This window comes from uncultured Senegalimassilia sp. (genome assembly GCF_902464545.1).
In the GTDB taxonomy this organism is placed as follows: Bacteria; Actinomycetota; Coriobacteriia; order Coriobacteriales; family Eggerthellaceae; genus Senegalimassilia.
Genome location: NZ_CABQJR010000002.1, coordinates 34,881 through 53,381 on the forward strand (window position 1 = coordinate 34,881; position 18,501 = coordinate 53,381).

Genomic DNA, 18,501 nt, shown 5'->3' on the forward strand with positions numbered 1-18,501 from the left:
GTGATGAAGGTGCTGCATGTTTCCGATTTGCATATCGGGAAGCGCGTTAACGGCATGTCGATGCTGGACGATCAACGCTATATTTTGCGGCAGATACTGGATATTGCGGAGAAGCACCAGGTCAGCGTGCTGCTGATTGCCGGCGACATCTACGACAAGGCATCGCCGAGCGCCGAGGCGGTCACCGTGTTCGACGCGTTTTTGACCGATGCGGTGGCGGCGGGTTTGCGCGTGCTGGCCATCCCCGGCAACCATGATTCCGCCGAGCGCATCGCCTATGCGCAGGGGCTGTTGGAGAAGCAGGGCGTTTGCCTGCCTCCGGTGTATGCGGGCGAAGTCGAGCGGGTTGAGCTTGAGGATGAGCACGGGCCGGTGGAGTTCTGGCTGCTGCCGTTTTTGAAGCCCGGCGACGTGCGCAGGTTCTTCCCCGATGAGGAAATCGGCGACGACTATTCGGCCGCGTTGCGTGCGGTGCTGAGCGCGTGCGATATCGACCAGGGGAAACGCAACGTTGTGCTGTCGCACCAGCTGGTGACGGCGTACGGCACGGCGCCCGATCGCGCCGACGACGAGATCAAGCTGGGCGGCATGGATAACGTGGACGTGTCGGTGTACAACGCGTTCGACTACGTGGCGCTCGGGCATGTGCACCGCTCGCAGCGCGTGGGGCGCGACACCGTGCGTTATTCGGGCTCGCCGCTGAAGTATTCGTTTAGCGAAGCGCGGTATGGCAAGAGCGTGGCGCTGGTTGAGCTAGGGGAGAAGAAACCGGGCGATGACGTGGGCGAATGCGTATCGTTCGAGCTGATTCCGCTCGTGCCGCTGCATGACGTGCGCGAGGTTCGCGGCACGCTGGCGGATGTGCTGGCGATGGGTGCCGCAGCGGGCGGTTCGCTGGTGGATGCCGGAGTTTCGGCTGGCGGCGCCAACGATGGGAAGGCGGCGGATGACGCCAACGACGAGGCGGCGCTGGCCGATGGCGCCGGTGATGCGGCTGTGCAGGCTGACGATGTGTCCGCGCCGGCCGCCGCGGTGCGCGATGTCTCACAGGACTACCTACACATCACGCTTTCCGATGAGCATCCGCAGTTGGACGCTATGGCGAAGATCCACGAAGTGTTCCCCAACGCCATGATGCTGGACTATGACAATGTGACGGTGCTTGTCGACCGCCCGCAAACTCAGCTTACGGCGGACCCCGACAGCATGGACACGTTGGAGATGTTCGGCGCCTTCTATGAAAGCCAGGTGGGCAATCCCCTGGATGATGAGCAGCAAGATTTCGCGCGCAAGCTGATCGCGAAGGTTGAGGACTCGGCCGCAAAAGGCCCCGATGGGCAGGAAGAGGGTGCGCAATGAAGCCGCTGAAGCTGACCATGTCCGCGTTCGGACCGTATTCTGGCGAGACGGAAATCGACTTTCGGACGCTTGGCTGCTCGGGTGTGTACCTGGTGTGCGGCGACACGGGCGCGGGCAAAACCATGATCTTCGACGCCATCTGCTTCGCGTTGTTCGGCGAGGCAAGCGGCGACAGCCGAAACGGTGCCCGGTCTTCCGCAAGTTTGCGCAGCGATTTCGCCGATCCGGCAAGCAAAACGTTCGTTGAGCTGGAGTTCTCCTATCGCGGGCAGACCTATCGCGTAAAGCGCAATCCCGATTACGAGCGTGCTAAGAAGCGCGGCGAAGGCACCACGAAAGAGCCTGCGAACGCGGAGATCGAGCTCCCTGACGGGCGTTGCATCAGCGGCGTGCGCAAGGTGAACATGCAGGTGGAAGAGCTGCTGGGCATCGATGCGAACCAGTTCAAGCAGATCGTCATGCTGGCGCAGGGCGAGTTTCGTAAGCTGCTCACGGCCGACACGGCAACGCGCGAGGGCATCTTCCGCAAGCTGTTCGCCACGCAAAAGTACGAGATGCTGCAAGATCGCCTGGGCGAGGAGTGCCGCAAACTCGAGCGCGAGAACGAGAAGCTGAAAAGCGAGGTTTTGCGGTGCGCGCAAACCGTCCGTTTTGCGGCAGAGGATGCGCGCGAGGAGGAGCTTGACGAGCGCCGTCGCAGCGGAGCGCCTATGGGCGCGTGGCTGGTCGAGCTGCTTGAGGGGCTTTTGACGCGCGATAAGGCAGAGTCTGCGCAGCTCAGCGAGCAGGTCGAGGAGTTGCGTCGAAAATGGGCGGATGCTAATGCGCTGGTGAAGCAGGTGAAGAACCGTCCGCGTTACGAGCAGGAACGTGCGGCGCTTGCCGAAGAGGTCGCCCAGCACGAGGGGCGGACGGAAGGTTTGCAGGCGGCGCTGCAGCAGGAGTGCGCGCACGATGCCGAACGCCTGGAGGCAACCGAGCGCGCGGCGGTTATCGAGGGGACGTTCGCGAAATACCAGGCGCTGCAGCGCGCTGACCAGGCTGTTTCGGCTGCGAAGGAAGCGTTGTCGCGTGCTGAGCGGGTTTCCGAGACCGCGCAGGAAGCTGCCGGCAAGGCGGAGGAACAGCGGGCGCAGGCGGCGCAGGCCGTGGAGAAGCTTGCGGGCTCGGACGTTCGCCAGGCGCAGGCGAAGGCCGCGTTCGATGCGGCGCAGCTGCGCGTGAATGCTGCGGGCGAGGCGCTTGCGGGTGCGAAAGACTTTGCTGCCAAGGTTGCGGCGGCGCAAAAGGCGCAAAAGCAGGTGCAAACCTTGCTGGAGCAGGAAGAGTCGCTGGTTGCGGCCGAACGCAAAGCGCAGGATGCGGTTGCGCAGGCGAAGGCGGCAAGCGAGTCGTTCGCCGGTGCGGACGTTGCGCTGAGCGAGGCGGGCGCTGCGCTCGATCGCGCGTTGCGTGCGGAGCAGGATGCTTCTCGGGCGGTGCAGCGTCGCGACGAATTGCGGCAGGCGGCTCAGGCTGCGGCCGAGCCGTATCGCCAGGCTGTCGAGCAGCTTAAAGCCGCAGAGACCGTGCATGACAAGGACCTGGCGCAGGTGCAGCAGCTGCAAAAGGCCCAGCGCGCGGGCCGCGCGGGCCTGCTTGCGGCGGATTTGCGGGACGGCTCGCCCTGTCCGGTGTGCGGTTCGGTGCATCATCCGTCGCCGGCACAGGCGGAGGCCAGCATCCCGAGTGATGATCAAATAGACAAGGCGACCGTCGTTGAGGCTGCGTCGAAGAAGGCCGTTGACCAGGCGGCGCGCGAAGCCGAGGGCGCCAAGACTCGTTGCGAGACCGCGCAGCTTGCGCTCGATGAGTTCGACAAGGAGCATGGCGGCGAGCAAAGCATCACGCAGGCCCTTGCGCAAGCGCGCGATGGCGTTGCGGCTGCAAAACGAGCGAAGGCCGATGCGCAGCTGCGCTGCGACGAGGCGGCGCACGCGGCGAAAGCGCTTGCCGCCGTCGAGGCGGCGCATGAGCGTTCTGCAACGGCGTTGTCGCAGGTCAAGGATGCCCGCCAGGCTGCAGAACGCGACCATGCGTCGGCCGATGCCGAAGCCCGCGCCCTCCGGGAGCGCCTGGCCGTCGTTTCCGTAGACGAAGCCCAGCGTGCGTTCGAGAACGCGCAGCATGACGCGAGCGTTGCGCAAACCGAGCTGAACAACGCTGAGCGCGCTGTCTCCGCATTCGTCTCCGCGCAACACGGCCAGCAAGCTGCGGAAGAAGCCGTGAAGCAGGCGGCGGAGCAAGTGCGCAAGGCCGAGGAGGCGCTGCAAAACCAAACGCAGGCACAGCAGCTTGCCGAGCAGGAGGCGAAGCATCTGCGCGCCGACCTGGATTTCCCCTCGCTCGAGACAGCGCAAACCGAGGCAGCGCGGCTGCGCCAGCAGGCGGACAGCCTGAAGCGCAAGCGCGATGCGGCCCAGCAGGCGGTCGAGCAGAATGCGCAGCAGCTAGCCACCAAGCGCGAACTGCTGGCGGCGAAGGACAAACAGCTGACCGAGTTGCCTGCCGGCGACGCCGTCGCAGCGGCCAAGGAGCGTAGCGAATACGAGGAGCAGGGCAAACTGGCCAACGAACGCCTTGGCGCCGTGAACCTGCGCGTTTCCGCGAACGGGGAGTGCCTCGAGCATCTGCGCAAAACGTTGAAGCGCGCAGGCGACATCGAGGAGCGCTACGGCCGGATCAAGCTGATGGCCGATGCAGCGAACGGCAACCTGACCGGGCGCGCAAAAGTCCGCTTCGAGGCGTACGTTCAGGGCATGTACTTCGATAAGGTGATCGCGGCGGCAAACCAGCGCCTGCGCGTGCTGACGGCGGGCCAATTCGAGCTGGTGCGCTGGTCGGAGTCCACGGGCAATTCGAAGGCGGGCCTGGGGCTGTACGTCATCGACAGCTTCACGGGGCGCGCCAGGGATGCGTCGTCGCTTTCGGGCGGCGAATCGTTCCAGGCGTCGCTATGCTTGGCGCTGGGGCTTTCCGACATCGTGCAGGCGCACGCCGGCGGCATCGAGTTCGACACCATGTTCGTGGACGAGGGCTTCGGCTCGCTCGACCAGGGTGCGCTCGGCAACGCTATCAGCCTGCTGTCCGACCTGTCGGGCGGCAACAAGCTGGTGGGCATTATCAGCCACGTGGAGGACCTGAAGGCGAACATCCCCAAGCGAATAACTGTGACCAAAACACAATCCGGTTCCACCGCAAAAGTGGAAGCCTAAGGGCATTGCAAATGAATCGACGGCTTTTGCGCTAGGCGATGCCTGGCGCAAAAGCCGTCACGTTTAGGCCGGGCAACACCCGTCGCAAAAGCCGTCGAGATCAGGTCGGGCAACACCTGCTGCAAAGGTCGCCTGATTCAGGTTCGCTAGTGTCTTCTGCCGCACCCCTCGATGGTCAAAACTTGCATCAGCTGCAAGTTTTGACTATGCCATCGACGAAACTTGCAAATCCGACAAGTTTCGTCGATGTGCGCAGTAGGCACCGACGGCGCGCAGTGTGCCGGACGTTTAGGGTCTGACAGTTAGTGCTACGTCCCCTAAATGTCAGACCGGGCGGCAAGCGTCAGACCGAAAGGCGCTGGGCGGCTTTCCCGGCTCTACCTATGCAGCAGGAAATCGATGACGTTCACGATCTCGATGCCATCGATGTCCGCGGGATAGGTTCCTTCCGCGACCACTACGATTTTGCGGTATTCGTCCCCGATGCGCTTGAGGGGCGCAAGCTCGCGCCGCATGGTTTCCTCGTCGCGCATGTCTTCGGTGACCTGGACGTACATTTTCTGGTGAGGCTTTGTGGCAACGAAATCGACTTCTCCGCCCCGCAAATGTCCCACTAGCACGTCGTAATCATCGAAGACAAGCTGGTTGTACACCAGGTTTTCGAGCACACGCCCGGTGTCGGTGTTTCGGTAACTGTCCAGGTAGCTGCGCATGCCTGCGTCTGCAATGTAGTACTTGCCGCCCGTTTTCAGCAGCTCGCGTCCTTTAATGTCGTAACGCTGCACGCGGTTGAACAGATAGGCTTCCACAAGCGTGGAAATATAAAAATCCGTAGTGGCCCTGTTGGTCGACTCGCCGTCCGCCTTCAAAGTGCCCGCAATCTTGTTCGAAGAGGTTTCGTTTCCGATATTGTCGGCTAAAAACGCGCAAATCCGCTCAAGCACGGAACGATTGCTCACAGCCCGCAAGCCTTTTCGCTGGGCGCGCGTCATGATATCGCGAACGATGATCGTCTGGTAGATGCTGCGCAAGTATTCGCGATGTTTCGCCTCGTTAGGTTCTTGAAGCGCAAGGTAGGGGAAGCCGCCGAACATGCGGTACTGGTCGAACAAGCTGGAAAGGGTGGCGAAGGAACCGTCCGCGAACAGGGCTATGTCGGAGCCGGTTTTACCGGCGGGTTGCCACGATGCGCCACGAAAATCCAGGTATTCGGCGAACGTGAGCGGCTGCATGGCGATTTCGACGTAACGACCGGAGATGAGCGTCGCAAGCTCACTGGACAGCAAAAACGCGTTCGACCCGGTGACATAGATGTCGCAATCGGCGTCTACACGCAGCGCGTTGATCGCCTTTTCCCATCCTTCGACGTTTTGCAGCTCATCGAAGAACAGATAGGTATGCGGCTGACCTGCGATGCGACCGACCACAAGATCGTAAAGCTCGCGATAATCGGCGATGCTTGCAAGCTCCATCGACTCCATTTTGAACGTGAACAGGCGATTCTCGGGAACGCCTTGCGCGGCAAGGTGCTCTCGCATCATGTCAAGCAGGGTCGATTTCCCGCAACGGCGAATGCCCGTGACCACTTTCACCAGGTCGGTGTCTTGGAACGCGATAAGCTTGTCCAGGTATTTTTGCCGAACGATCATACGGCCCACCTCCCAGTCGATTCCTTGCGTTATGGACACGATAGTCAAAACTTGCATCTGCTGCAAGTTTTGACTATGCTATCGACGAAACTTGCAAATCCAACAAGTTTCGTCGATGCGCGAGAGCGCCCGAGGCGCAGTTTCGCTTCAAATGATGCATCGACAACGGAAGTGAAATGTAATTCACTTCCACTAATGCGCATCTAACGGAAGCGAAATCTATTTCACTTCCATAAAGCCTTACCTAACGGAAGCGAAATCTATCTCACTTCCATAAAGCCTTACCTAACGGAAGCAAAACACAATTCGCTTCCGTTATACTAGCCACAAGAGAAACGAAACTACATCAGTTTCCCTATTCAAAACCATCATGGAGGCGAAACGGAGGGGCGCATGGGCGGCAACGGCGAGCTGGGCTATCAATGGGAGCCCGTGGGTTACGAGGAGCTTGCGTGGCGGGTTGACCCCGATGCGTTGGAGGGCGTGCCGAAGTCGCGTCGTCGGAAAATCACTGGAACGTATCGCGCGGCGGTTCCGTTTGAGCTGCGTGACAAGGGCATCCTCATCCCCGCCGAACTGCAAAGCCGCATGGAGGAAGTTGCCTTCCTGCTTGTTCGCTTCGATGCGCAGCAGGAAGCCCGCGGCTACGATTTGCCAGCTTTGCTGTTGCGCAGCGAGTCGGCGGCGAGCTCGCAGATTGAGAACATGACGTCGAGTGTGCGCAACGTTGCCCTGGCCGAGCTGTCGAGCGATGTGGCGCAAAACGCCCGCATCATCGCTGGAAACGTTGCAGCCATGCGCGCCGCGCTCGGCTTTTCGGGAGAGCTTTCGGTTGAGCGCATCCGCGAGGTGCACGAAGCCCTGATCACACGCGGCGGACAGGATGGGCAAGACGCGGGTTTGTCGTTCGGCGGCTGCTTGCGTGACGAGCAGGTTTGGGTTGGCGGCACCGCGTATAGCCCGCACGGCGCGCTGTTCGTGCCGCCGTGCGCCGACCGCGTGCTCGGCTGCCTTGATGATCTGGTTGCTTTCGTGAACGGCAGCAATATGCCCTCTATCGCGAAAGCTGCTGTCGTGCACGCGCAATTCGAGACGATTCACCCGTTCATCGACGGAAACGGCCGCACGGGCAGGGTCCTCCTGCATGCTATCCTGCGCAGCTCCGACGTGCTGCGGCACGCAAGTTTGCCCATTTCGGCCGGGCTTTTGCACAACATTGACGCGTACATGGACGCCATCGTTCAGTTCCAGGCCGGCAATCCGCTTGCAATCGTCGAGCAGCTGGTCGACGCACTTGAGCTTGCGGTGGCCGTCGGGAACATGGTCGCTCGGGACATCGACGGGGTGTTCGCGGAATGGGCGGAGTGCATGCACGAGCGCAAAGGGTCCGCCTTGCTTCGCTTGCCCAACCTGCTGGCGAAGCAGCCGGTGGTGAACGGTTCGTTCGTGGCCGAAGAGCTGGGAGTCTCCATGCGCACAGCCGCAACGATCATAGAAAGAGCATGCGAAATGGGGATGCTCAGCCCCATGGGAAACCGTCGCCGCGGAGTGTTTTACCAATGCGACGAGCTTATAGCCGTGCTTGAGGACGTGTCATCCATGCAGGGAATCCGCCGCATTCTGGCGGGGAAGCAGGGGTAGTTGGCGAAAGCCGCTGAGGTGCCGACTGCCGACCGCGGGGACGCGCCCGCGAGTCGCCGGGCCGCCCGCTACCTCACCCGATACTTCGCTAGCGTGGCCTTCAGCTTCTCGATCTCGATCGGCTTGGACAGGTGGTCGTTCATGCCGGATTCCTTGGCTCGTGCTACGTCCTCGATGAAGGCGTTGGCGGTCATGGCGATGATGGGCACGTCGACGGCGTCGGGCTTGTCGCACAGGCGGATGGCGCGCGTGGCCTCGTAGCCGTTCATCTCGGGCATCATGACGTCCATGAGGATGGCATCGAACGCGCCGGCGGGCTTGGCTTGGAACAGCTCGAGCGCTTCCTTGCCGTTGGCGGCGGTGGTGACCAGCGCGCCGTCATGTTCCAGCAGCGTCTGGGCGATCTCGGTGTTCAGCTCGTTGTCCTCGACCAGCAGGATGCTCATGCCGCAAATGTCGCATTCTTCGGCATCGGTCGACGCTTCCAGGGCCTTCTCCGGCGTGCGGTTGATCACAAACGGTAAGTCCACGGTGAACGTGGTGCCCTGGCCCAGCTCGCTTTTCACGGAAATGGTGCCGCCCATGTTCTTCACGAGCGCCTTCACGATGGGCATGCCCATGCCCGTGCCCTGGTAGTTGCTGCGTGCGTCGTCGTTGGCCTGCGCGAACGGCTCGAACAGGTGCTTGAGGAACTCCGGCGACATGCCGATGCCCGTGTCGCTGATGATGAAGCGGTAGACGACCCTGTCCCCGACCAGGTCCATCTGCTCGGCCGAGCAGTGCACGGAGCCGCCGGGCTTGTTGTACTTGATGCAGTTCTCCACCAGGTTCAGGAGCACGCGGCGTACGTGCAGGGGGCTGCCGTACACGTCGGGGTAGGTGAAGGTGTCCGGGCCGCTGGTGGTCAGCGTGACGTCGCGGCTGTTGGCGCGGATCTGCCCCAGCACGAAGATGTCGCGGCAAAGGTCCGTCAGGTTGAACGGCAGGTTCTCAAGCTCAACGGCGTGGTCCTCGATTTTGCTCATCTCCAGGATGTCGTTGATCAGCGTGAGCAGATGATTGGCCGCTACCTTGGCTTTCTCGCGGTTCTGGCTGTTCGCCTCCGCGTCGTCAGGATGCTGCCCGTTGAGCTCCAAAAGCCCCAAGATGCCGTTGAGCGGCGTGCGGATGTCGTGGCTCATGCGGGAAAGGAACGCGGTTTTCGCGGCACTGGCCTCCTGCGCCCTGCGTTGCGCCTCGCGCGCGCTGTGCAGCGCCCACGCCAGGATGGCGATGGCGCCCACAAACAACGCGCCGATGCCCGTGAGGATGGCCACGCGGTTGTGCTCGACGAACTGGGCGAACTTGGATTGCCCGTCGGAATAGGAATAATGCGAGTACGCGCTTGCCGCGATGTCGTCGGCGGCGCTGACGATGCCCTTGTTCACGATGCTGAGCAGCTGCGCGTCGCCTTGCCGCATCCAGCAAGCCAGCTCGATGCTCCTGGGCATCTCGGCGGTGACCAGGCTGCCCAGATCGACCTCGTCGCGCAGCGTGTCAAGCCCGGTGACGGTCATGATCATGCACGTTGCCTTGCCCGCCTTGATGGCGTCGACGCATGTATGCGCCGTGGGGTATTGCGTGATGGTGGCTTCGGGGTAGCGTACGTGCAGGTCGCTGCTGTCCAGCAGCGAACGGTCGTGGAACGCGATGTTCTTCAGCGCGTCGTCAAGGTTGCCGCCCGTGTAGATGGCCACAAGCGAGGTGGTGGTTACTGCCGACGACTGAATGAACCCCGCCTGCTCGGCAAGCCAGTAGTCCATGTTGACGGGCATGGCCACGTCCACGGTGCCGTCGCGCAGCGCGTCAGTGAGCTCCTTGTTCGACTCGAACGGCACGGCGTTCACCGTGATGCCGTATTGTTCCTCCAACGTGCTGACCAGGGCGGAAAGCGAGCCCTCGATCTGCCCGTCCTCCCCCTGATTAGAGAACGGCAGCAGGTTGTCCAAGTACCCGAAGGTGATAGTGTTGCCGTGGTCGGCAAGCCAAGCGCTCTCGGGGCCGTTCAGCGCCGACGAGCCGCTGTTGCGCGCGGAATAGCGGGTTTTGGCCTCGTCGTTGTAGCGCGGGTTGGTGCTTCTGAGCATGGCCATGGCCGTGTTGATGTCGTCCATAAGGTCCTGGCGCGATTTGGGCACGGCGAAGAAGTAGTTGCTCTCGCCCACGGAGAACACGGGCATGGCGTCGGCCGACGAGATGGTGTCGTTCATGATGATGGCGTCCACCTCGCCGGAAGAAAGCGCGTCGAACAGCGCATTGCCGCTGCTGTAATAGCGGTAGTCGCAGCTGATGCCCTGATTCTCGATCCATTGCTTGCCCACTTCGGTTTGCACGACGTCGGGGTTGACGCCGATGGTTAAGCCGTTGAGCGCGGCCGGGTCGCCCGCCCCCAGCGCATCGTTGGTGGGTTTCGCGCAGATGTAATAGTGCTCCATGCCCTGAGGGTTCGACGAGAACAGCAGCTTCTCGGCGCGCTCGGGCGTGTAGGAGATGTTGGGCATGAGGTCGATCTCGCCGTCCTTGAGCTTCTGTATAAGCTCGGGGAAGGTGCCGGGGATGTACTCGTATTTCCATCCGGGGGTGTAGTAGGACAGCGTTTGCAGGTACTCGTAGCCCCAGCCGGACATGTATTCGCCGGGCATGCCGTTTTGGAAGCCCTGGTTGCTGATCAGCCAGCCCACGCGCACGGTTTTGACCTCGGGGGAATCGGATTGCGAAGCGGTGTCAGGGGACTCCTCCTGGGCGAAAGCCAGGCCAAGCGGCGCCAGCGAGACGCAGGTGACGGCCAGTACCGCGCTCAGCGCAAGCGCGACGGCGCGTCGGCCAACGGCGCGGAGCGTGTACAAGTGTTTCAAGACGGTCTCCCCCAAATGATAAGCGCAGAAGCAATGCAGAAGCGATTCTAGCAGATGAATCGGGGAACGCGGGGAGAGCGGCCCCAGCAAAGGCCGCGGAAATGGCAAGCCGCATGCCGGGGCCGCCCCATGCAGGCCGCGGAGGAATGCGCGCTCGCGTCATCAGGGGAAACGCGGTAAACGTCGGCGGGGGTAAGCGGAAGCGCCGCCAACGCGCCGCGCCCGGAAGCACCCCTTCGCCCGCTGTGGAACGGCTCTCACAAAGACCCACATAAAACCGCGCTTATTGCAGAAACATGTGCTCTCGGGACATTGCATGCGAAGATGTAGGGGGCATAACAGCATTTTTACAACACAGCAAATATTCTCGTGTATTATTGCGAGATGGAAAACAAGCCGATGGCCCGTTTTCTGCATCATGTCGGGGCCACCGCATCGCAAAAGATGTCGTGCCACTGACACTGCGGCGAAACCCCATCAGCGCGTTTTCCGTAGGCCGGCACGCCCCAGGCGCAGCAGCCTGCACCATACCAGGGTGCCCTGAACAGCATCGCGTTCGGTGTTCGTTGGCGCCAGGGGAATGAATGCGTTTTCCAACAGCCACCTGCCGCACCATGGCGGGCTGGCGCAGCCATCCCAAAATTCAGGAAGCTAAGCGGAAAGGGGCGGCCCATGTGGTACGTCGTGCAAGTTGAGACCGGCCGCGAGAAGACGGCATGCGACGACATCAAGCAGGCAGCCGACGACGTGCTGGACGAATGCTTCGTCCCGCAGTACCTGACCGGCAAAAGGCGACCCGATGGCACCTGGATACCTTCGAAGGAGCGCTTGTTCCCTGGCTACCTGATCTGCGTAACGTCGCAGGTAGACGAGCTGGCCGACAAGCTGCGCCGCGTGAGAAGCCTCACCAAGATCCTGGGAAACGACAACGCATTCATCCCCCTGACAGAAGACGAACGAGCGTGGGTGCAAAAGGTCACCCAAAAAGACCAGCGAACCGTCGGGGAGTCCGTGGGCTACATGGAAGACGGCAAGCTGGTGATCGTGGAGGGCCCGCTTAAGGGCAGGGAAGACTGGGTGCGCAAGGTGAACCATCGCAAGCGCCTGGCGTATCTGGAAATGCCGATGGGCGGCCGCACCGTGCGAGCCCAAGCAGGCCTGCAAATGGTCAGCAAAGCCCAAGGCAAGCTTTTGGATAGGGAAAAGTGAACGACAGCAGCGTGAAAAGGGAATTCGGAACAGCGATGTACATGCCGAAGACGGGCGCAACGGCGCCGTTGAAGGCGCCCGAAGACGGGATGGCGCATTCGTAATGACCGGGGAAGCTACAGCTGCAAAGGAATCGACGGGGGGGGACGCAGGGAACAATGCAACATCGTGGCCATGCCGGAAACCTCGCCGGCCAGCAAAACCTCGACCTGCCACAAGACCGTGCGTAGCGGCGCTATCTACGATTTCGACATGCAGGAACGTCGTCGCGAAAGCCTTGAGCGCGCCGAGAAGTTGAAGGCGGAACTTGGGGACGAACCCATAACGGGGACCGATGGCCGGATCGCCTACCGCTTTGTGAAGCGAGTTTTCGACTTCGCGTTCAGTGCGGCGGTTCTGATGCTGCTGAGCTGGCTTTTCGTCATCATCGCCATTTTGGTGAAGGTCGACGACCCCAAAGGCCCCGTGTTCTTCAAGCAGACCCGCGTGGGCAAAAACGGCAGCGAGTTCGAAATGCTGAAGTTCCGCAGCATGTGCGTGGACGCCGAGGAGAAGCTGGCAGACCTCAAAGAGCTCAACGAGAAGACCGGCCCGGTGTTCAAGATCGCGGAGGACCCGCGTATCACCCGCGTAGGCAAGTGGCTGCGTAAGCTGAGCCTGGACGAGCTGCCGCAGTTCATCAATGTGCTCCGTTCGGACATCCCTTTGCGCATATTAAAAATGCGCCCGGAGTTCTCTGCGAAAAACAAGGGTGCGTTCGCGCTTCCCGCCAAATCTAGCACGAACAAAGAAGAGGCGTTTTCGCAGGTCGTGAGCTGTTTCGCGAGTGGCCTGCGGATACGCCGCATTTCTGGGTTCAATTATAAACGCGTTGGCAGCATGGGAGGGCAATTTCTTGCAAAACTCGTTTTTAAGGCGGTGCGCGCATAGTGGCCAGTGATTTCACGGCCGTTTGCGAGCCCGCGAAGGCGAGGTCCGACGTTTGGGATTCGCCGTCAGGCGAAGCCAGGCGAGCGACGGGGAACAACAGTACCTTGGAGCGCAAAACTGTGCGCAGCGGCCTCGCGTATGACATCAATGGCGGTGGGGTCTCAGTCGAAAGCTCCGAGCGCGCCAGACGCCTCAAGGAGGAGCTTGGGAGCGTGCCGGTTACCGGCATCGAGGACAGGGTGGCGTACCGCTTTGTTAAGCGTGCGTTCGACATCGTTTTCAGTGCGGCGGTGCTCATCGTGTTTTGCTGGCTGTACGCCATCATCGCGGTCCTCATCAAGGTCGACGATCCGAAGGCCCCCGTGTTCTTCAGCCAGGAGCGAGTGGGCAAGGACGGCAGAACCTTCCGGATGCTGAAGTTCCGCAGCATGTGCGTGGACGCCGAGGACAAGCTCGCCGAGCTCAGGGAGCTCAACGAGAAGACCGGCCCGGTATTCAAGATCGCCGAGGACCCGCGTATCACCCGCGTGGGCAAGTGGCTGCGCAAGCTGTCGCTCGACGAGCTGCCCCAGTTCATCAATGTCCTGCGCTCGGATATGAGCATCGTGGGCCCGCGTCCCGCGTTGCCGGCTGAGGTCGCGACCTACGACGACTACCAGCGACAGAGGTTGCTGGTCAAGCCCGGCCTCACCTGCTACTGGCAGACTCGTCGCAACCGCGACTCCATCACATTCGACGAGTGGGTTGACCTCGACCTGCTTTACATCAAGAAGTGCTCCGTATGGAGCGATTTGAAGCTGATTGTTCAGACCGTGGGCGTCGTGCTTACGGCACAGGGGAATTAACAATGAAAGAGAAGAAAATGAAAATCGCAGTCGCCGGCACCGGCTATGTGGGCCTGTCCCTTGCTGTCTTGCTCTCACAGCACAATGAGGTGTACGCGCTTGACATCGTACCCGAGAAGGTCGAGAAGCTCAGGCAGTTCATCTCCCCGATTCAGGATAACGAGATTGAACGATTCCTGGCCGAGGCGAAGGCGGGTACGAAGAATCTCAACCTTCACGTAACTGTAGACGCCGCCGAAGCATATAGCGGCGCGGACTACGCCGTCGTGGCGACGCCGACGAACTACGACTCCGACCGCAACTTCTTCGACACGAGCTCGGTGGAGGCCGCAATTAGCGCCATCCGCTCGGTGAACCCCACCGCATGGATTGTCATCAAGTCGACCATCCCCGTGGGCTACACGGCGAGCCTGCGCGAGAAGATGGGCGATAGCCGTATCATCTTTAGCCCCGAGTTCCTGCGCGAGAGCAAGGCTCTCTATGACAACCTGCACCCCAGTCGCATCGTTGTGGGTGCTCCAAAGGGCGACGTTGAGGCCGTTGATGCGGCTGAGAAGTTTGCAGAGCTTCTGGTCCAAGGTGCGGACCCGGCCGAGTTGACCCGCACCAACGCCGACGGCACCGTTGGCGTTCCGAAGCTCGTGCTGGGCATCACCGAGGCAGAGGCCGTGAAGCTTTTCGCGAACACTTATCTTGCCCTTCGCGTGGCCTACTTCAACGAGCTGGACACCTATTGCGAGGTTCGCGGGCTCAACACCCGCGACGTCATCGAGGGCGTCTGCCTGGAGCCTCGCATCGGTTTGCACTACAACAACCCTTCCTTTGGCTACGGCGGCTACTGTCTGCCTAAAGATACCAAACAACTCTTGGCCAACTATAAAGACGTGCCTCAGAACCTTATCGAGGCCATCGTGGACGCGAACCGCACCCGCAAGGACTACATCGCAGACGAGGTGCTGCAGCTCGTCTGGGATAAGGTGTACGAGGGCAAGCCCAAGCCCGTGGTGGGCGTGTACCGTCTGACCATGAAGACCAATTCCGACAACTTCCGCGCCAGCTCCATCCAGGGCGTGATGAAGCGTGTGAAGGCAAAGGGCGTGCCGGTCATCGTCTACGAGCCCACACTCGACGCTCCCGAGTTCTTCGGCTCCGAGGTGACACACGACTTGGAGGCCTTCAAGGCTAGGTGCGACGTGATCGTGGCCAATCGTTGGAGTGACGACCTTGTCGACGTAGCGGGCAAGGTGTACACCCGCGATTTATTCAAGAGGGACTAGGTGACGGGCATGACTCAACGCAAAGTCCTCGTCACCGGAGCCGCTGGCTTCATCGGCGCGTTCCTGGTGAAGAAGCTGTTGGAAACGACAGACGACAAGATCGTTGGCTTGGACAACGTGAACAGCTACTACGATCCCGGCATCAAGGAGGCTCGCCTGCGCATGCTGGCTGAGGCCGATGTCGATGGCCACTTCGAGTTCGTGCGCGGCGACCTGTGCGACGCGGCGCTCATCGAGCGCTTGTTCGCCGAGAACGGCTTCGACGTCGTCGTTAACCTGGCCGCACAGGCCGGCGTACGTTACTCCATCGAGAATCCCAAGGCCTACATCGACAGTAACCTTATCGGCTTCTTCAACATACTGGAGGGTTGTCGCCACCACCCGGTGAAGCACCTGGTGTATGCGAGCTCGAGCTCGGTCTACGGTGGCAACGAGAAAGTGCCCTTCAGCGAGGATGATCGCGTTGACTCACCGGTGTCGCTTTACGCCGCCACCAAGAAGTCCAACGAGCTGATGGCCGCAGCCTATTCTAAGCTTTACTCTATTCCGGCCACAGGGCTTCGCTTCTTCACGGTATATGGGCCTATGGGGCGCCCTGACATGGCGTACTTCGGCTTCACCGAGAAGCTGCGCCGCGGAGACACCATAAAGATTTTCAATATGGGCGACTGCAGGAGAGACTTTACTTACGTGGACGACATCGTGGAGGGCGTGTGCAGGGTTGTGGGCGGAGCTCCCGAGGTGAGGATGGGCGCCGACGGCTTACCTATGGCTGCGCACCGCGTGTACAACATAGGTAATTCTCATCCAGAGAGCCTGTTAGATTTTGTGGATACTTTGCAGCGTGTGTTGGTTGAGGAGGGCGTGCTGTCAGCAGACTATGACTTCGAGGCGCACAAGGAACTGGTGCCCATGCAGCCCGGCGACGTACCCGTGACCTACGCAGACACGAGCGCCCTCGAACGCGATTTCGGCTACAAGCCGGCCACTCCCTTGGAGGACGGACTGCGTGCATTCGCCATGTGGTATCGCGAATACTATGGGGAGTGTTGACGACGTGCGCATCGCGATGATAGGTCATAAGCGTTATGGCTCGCGCGAGGGCGGCGTTGAGGTTGTGGTGACCGAGCTTGCGCGGCGCATGGCGGCATTGGGCCATGAGGTGACCTGCTACGACCGAAGCGGCTCAGATGTGATGACCGGCGACGCTGTGCAGACAATCGAGCGCGTTGTGGACGGCGTGCGCGTGGTGCCCGTGCGTACCATCGACAAGAAGGGCCTGGCGGCTCTCAGCTCGTCGTACTTCGCAACTCTAGCTGCAATCAAGGATCGTCCAGACGTCATCCATTATCACGCCGAGGGCCCATGTGTGCCGCTGCCGTTAGCCAAACTAGCGGGAGTCAACACCGTGGCGACCATTCATGGCCTGGATTGGCAGCGCGCCAAGTGGGGAAGGCTTGCCAGCGCGTATATCAAGATGGGCGAGAGGGCGGCGGCGACTAAGGCGGATGCATTGATCGTGCTCTCCGAGGCCAACAGGGCTTACTTTAGGCAGACTTACGGCCGTGAGGCCGTGTTCATACCCAACGGCGTCGACGATAAAGCCGCAAGGGCCGCGGACTCTATCAAGGCGAGGTGGGGTCTCGACAAGGGTTCCTACCTGCTGTATCTTGGGCGCCTGGTGCCCGAGAAGCGCCCCGAGTTGCTGATTGAGGCTTTTAAGAAGCTAGAAACCAACAAGCGCCTGGTCATTGCAGGCGGCGGTTCGGACACGTCCGAGTTTGAGAAAAAGCTGCATGTGCTTGCCGAGGGAGATATACGTATCCTGTTTACAGGGTTTGTTTCCGAAGAGCCTCTGGAGGAGTTGTACTCAAACGCCTATGCCTACGTGCTGCCCTCTGACGTTGAGGGTATGCCTATGAGCCTGCTTGAGGCTATGGCTCACGGTCGGTGTTGCGTGACGAGCGATGTGCCCGAGTGTGCCGACGTGCTGGCCGGGGCTGGGCTGACATTTAAGAAGGGTGACGCGGCCGACCTGAGACGCGTCCTTCAGGATGCTCTCGGCGATTCTGCGATGGCTTCCCGTCTTGGGATTGCGGCCCGCGAGCGCGTCAACACGACATACGATTGGGACTCCGTGGTTAAGCGGACCCTCGCTTTATACGAAGGAGAGGCCCGATGAAAATCGTCCTCGCGAACTATCGCTACTACGTCTCGGGCGGCCCCGAGATTTACATGTTCAACGTGAAGAGACTGCTCGAGGAAGCTGGGCACACTGTCATCCCGTATTCAGTGCGAAGCCCTCTAAATGAGGAGACGCCTTTCGCGCGTTATTTCCCGCATGGGAAGAGTGAGTCGGGTGACGCTTACTTCGATAACGTCAAGAAGACTCCAAAGAATGTAGCGAGGCTGCTTTCCTGCGCGTTCTACAACATGGAGGCCTACAAGAATCTGCGTCGTCTCATCCGCGACGAAAAGCCTGACGTGGTGTACGTGCTCCAGCAGATTAACGCCCTGTCGCCGAGTGTGTTTAAGGCTGCCAAGGATGAGGGTGTGCGCGTGGTGCACAGGCTATCCGATTTCAATATCATGTGTCCGCGATCGGACTTCCTGTGCGACGGTCAGATATGCACGGCGTGTATCGGTGGTGATTACTCCAAGGCGCGCGAAAGGCGCTGCTGCCACGGCTCGCGCGCCACGACTGAGGTGCGCGTGGCCTCTATGAAGTTCCACCGAGCCCGGAGGCTCTTCGGCTGCGTGGACTCCTTCGTGTGCCCCACGACCTTCACGGCATCATTGCTCGAGAAGTCGGGCGTGGACAGGGGCAAGGTCAACGTGGTGCCGACCTTCGTGCCCACATACGAGCGCAGGGCCGAACCTGCGCAGGGCGACCCCTACGTGCTGTATCTCGGGCGTATCAGCCATGAGAAGGGCGTAGACCTGCTTGTTCAGGCGGCTATCGACCGACCGGGTCTGCGCCTGAAGGTGACGGGAAGGACTGACGACGAGTATGCGAAGGGCATCATGGCGCAGGTTGAGGCTGCCGATGCAGCCGACCGCATTAAATTCGTGGGGTTCGTGAAAGGAGCCGAGAAGGACGCCCTGATCGACGGGGCCGCGTGCATTGCGTGCCCCTCGACGTGGTACGAGAATATGCCGAACGCTGTTCTGGAGGCTTATGCGCATGGCAAGCCAGCTGTTGTATTCAATGTGGGCTGTATGCCCGAGATCGTTGAGGATGGCGAAACGGGCGCCGTGGTGCCGTTTGGGGACACTGACGCCCTGGGGAGGGCTGTGGCGCGCTATGTTGGCGATTCGGAGCTTTCCAGGCTTCATGGAGGCAACGGCCTAGCACTTGCGAACGACAGGTACACTGCACGGAAGCATTTGGAAACGCTGACGGGCATCTTACAGCCCGGCGGCGAGCGAGGAGATAGATAGAC

At 60.9% G+C, this 18,501-nt stretch carries 12 protein-coding genes; 10 read left to right on the plus strand and 2 right to left on the minus strand.

Annotation, left to right across the window (positions count from 1 at the left end):
* Positions 1–3: 3 nt before the first annotated feature.
* Together RDW26_RS00835 and RDW26_RS00840 are read left to right on the plus strand one after the other, a co-directional pair.
* On the plus strand, positions 4–1,359 hold the full coding sequence (locus RDW26_RS00835; protein WP_307982111.1) for an exonuclease SbcCD subunit D: 1,356 nt from the start codon (positions 4–6) through the stop codon (positions 1,357–1,359).
* Positions 1,356–4,613 carry an SMC family ATPase gene (locus tag RDW26_RS00840; protein WP_307979738.1) on the plus strand — a complete coding sequence of 1,086 codons (3,258 nt, stop codon included), beginning with the start codon at positions 1,356–1,358 and terminating at the stop codon, positions 4,611–4,613. The genes RDW26_RS00835 and RDW26_RS00840 overlap by 4 nt, the downstream gene beginning before the upstream one ends.
* A 377-nt stretch (positions 4,614–4,990) precedes the next feature.
* Here the strand turns inward: RDW26_RS00840 and RDW26_RS00845 are convergent, their stop codons facing one another.
* Complete coding sequence (locus RDW26_RS00845; RefSeq protein WP_307982113.1) at positions 4,991–6,262, minus strand: ATP-binding protein; 1,272 nt, start codon at positions 6,260–6,262, stop codon at positions 4,991–4,993.
* A gap of 393 nt (positions 6,263–6,655) precedes the next feature.
* Here RDW26_RS00845 and RDW26_RS00850 point away from each other — a divergent pair, with 393 nt between their 5' ends.
* The gene (locus RDW26_RS00850) at positions 6,656–7,903 is read left to right on the plus strand and encodes a Fic family protein (RefSeq protein WP_302941578.1); all 1,248 of its coding nucleotides are present in this window, start codon (positions 6,656–6,658) and stop codon (positions 7,901–7,903) included.
* Positions 7,904–7,971: 68 nt separating this feature from the next.
* Here the strand turns inward: RDW26_RS00850 and RDW26_RS00855 are convergent, their stop codons facing one another.
* Entirely contained in the window at positions 7,972–10,797 is a 2,826-nt protein-coding gene (locus RDW26_RS00855) for an ATP-binding protein (protein ID WP_307982115.1), read from the minus strand.
* A 672-nt stretch (positions 10,798–11,469) separates the two neighbouring features.
* Between RDW26_RS00855 and loaP the strand changes: the two genes are divergently transcribed.
* The 7 genes from loaP to RDW26_RS00890 all read left to right on the plus strand — a co-directional run bounded on the left by loaP (position 11,470) and on the right by RDW26_RS00890 (position 18,499).
* Positions 11,470–12,006, plus strand: coding sequence for an antiterminator LoaP (loaP, locus tag RDW26_RS00860; protein WP_288578799.1), 537 nt, complete (start codon positions 11,470–11,472; stop codon positions 12,004–12,006).
* 174 nt (positions 12,007–12,180) lie between these two features.
* Entirely contained in the window at positions 12,181–12,936 is a 756-nt protein-coding gene (locus RDW26_RS00865; RefSeq protein WP_307982191.1) for a sugar transferase, read from the plus strand.
* Positions 12,937–13,040: 104 nt separating this feature from the next.
* The gene (locus tag RDW26_RS00870) at positions 13,041–13,781 is read left to right on the plus strand and encodes a sugar transferase (protein WP_307982116.1); all 741 of its coding nucleotides are present in this window, start codon (positions 13,041–13,043) and stop codon (positions 13,779–13,781) included.
* A gap of 17 nt (positions 13,782–13,798) precedes the next feature.
* Positions 13,799–15,058, plus strand: coding sequence for a nucleotide sugar dehydrogenase (locus RDW26_RS00875; RefSeq protein ID WP_307982118.1), 1,260 nt, complete (start codon positions 13,799–13,801; stop codon positions 15,056–15,058).
* Between the two features lie 9 nt (positions 15,059–15,067).
* Positions 15,068–16,111 (plus strand): NAD-dependent epimerase/dehydratase family protein, encoded by a 1,044-nt coding sequence (locus tag RDW26_RS00880; protein WP_307982120.1) that lies wholly within the window; start codon positions 15,068–15,070, stop codon positions 16,109–16,111.
* Positions 16,098–17,240, plus strand: a complete 1,143-nt coding sequence (locus RDW26_RS00885; RefSeq protein ID WP_307982122.1) for a glycosyltransferase family 4 protein — start codon at positions 16,098–16,100, stop codon at positions 17,238–17,240. Before RDW26_RS00880 ends, RDW26_RS00885 begins: the two co-directional genes overlap by 14 nt.
* The gene (locus tag RDW26_RS00890; protein ID WP_307982124.1) at positions 17,237–18,499 is read left to right on the plus strand and encodes a glycosyltransferase family 4 protein; all 1,263 of its coding nucleotides are present in this window, start codon (positions 17,237–17,239) and stop codon (positions 18,497–18,499) included. The genes RDW26_RS00885 and RDW26_RS00890 overlap by 4 nt, the downstream gene beginning before the upstream one ends.
* The last annotated feature ends 2 nt before the right edge of the window (positions 18,500–18,501 follow it).

What these genes read in the sequence shown, in the direction of transcription:
- RDW26_RS00850 (WP_302941578.1), top strand. Translation starts at nt 6,656, where the DNA reads ATGGGCGGCAACGGCGAGCTGGGCTATCAATGGGAGCCCGTGGGTTAC.
- loaP (WP_288578799.1), top strand. Translation starts at nt 11,470, where the DNA reads ATGTGGTACGTCGTGCAAGTTGAGACCGGCCGCGAGAAGACGGCATGC.
- RDW26_RS00880 (WP_307982120.1), top strand. Translation starts at nt 15,068, where the DNA reads ATGACTCAACGCAAAGTCCTCGTCACCGGAGCCGCTGGCTTCATCGGC.
- RDW26_RS00845 (WP_307982113.1), bottom strand. Translation starts at nt 6,262, where the DNA reads ATGATCGTTCGGCAAAAATACCTGGACAAGCTTATCGCGTTCCAAGAC.
- RDW26_RS00875 (WP_307982118.1), top strand. Translation starts at nt 13,799, where the DNA reads ATGAAAATCGCAGTCGCCGGCACCGGCTATGTGGGCCTGTCCCTTGCT.
- RDW26_RS00835 (WP_307982111.1), top strand. Translation starts at nt 4, where the DNA reads ATGAAGGTGCTGCATGTTTCCGATTTGCATATCGGGAAGCGCGTTAAC.
- RDW26_RS00885 (WP_307982122.1), top strand. Translation starts at nt 16,098, where the DNA reads ATGGGGAGTGTTGACGACGTGCGCATCGCGATGATAGGTCATAAGCGT.
- RDW26_RS00890 (WP_307982124.1), top strand. Translation starts at nt 17,237, where the DNA reads ATGAAAATCGTCCTCGCGAACTATCGCTACTACGTCTCGGGCGGCCCC.
- RDW26_RS00865 (WP_307982191.1), top strand. Translation starts at nt 12,181, where the DNA reads ATGCCGGAAACCTCGCCGGCCAGCAAAACCTCGACCTGCCACAAGACC.
- RDW26_RS00840 (WP_307979738.1), top strand. Translation starts at nt 1,356, where the DNA reads ATGAAGCCGCTGAAGCTGACCATGTCCGCGTTCGGACCGTATTCTGGC.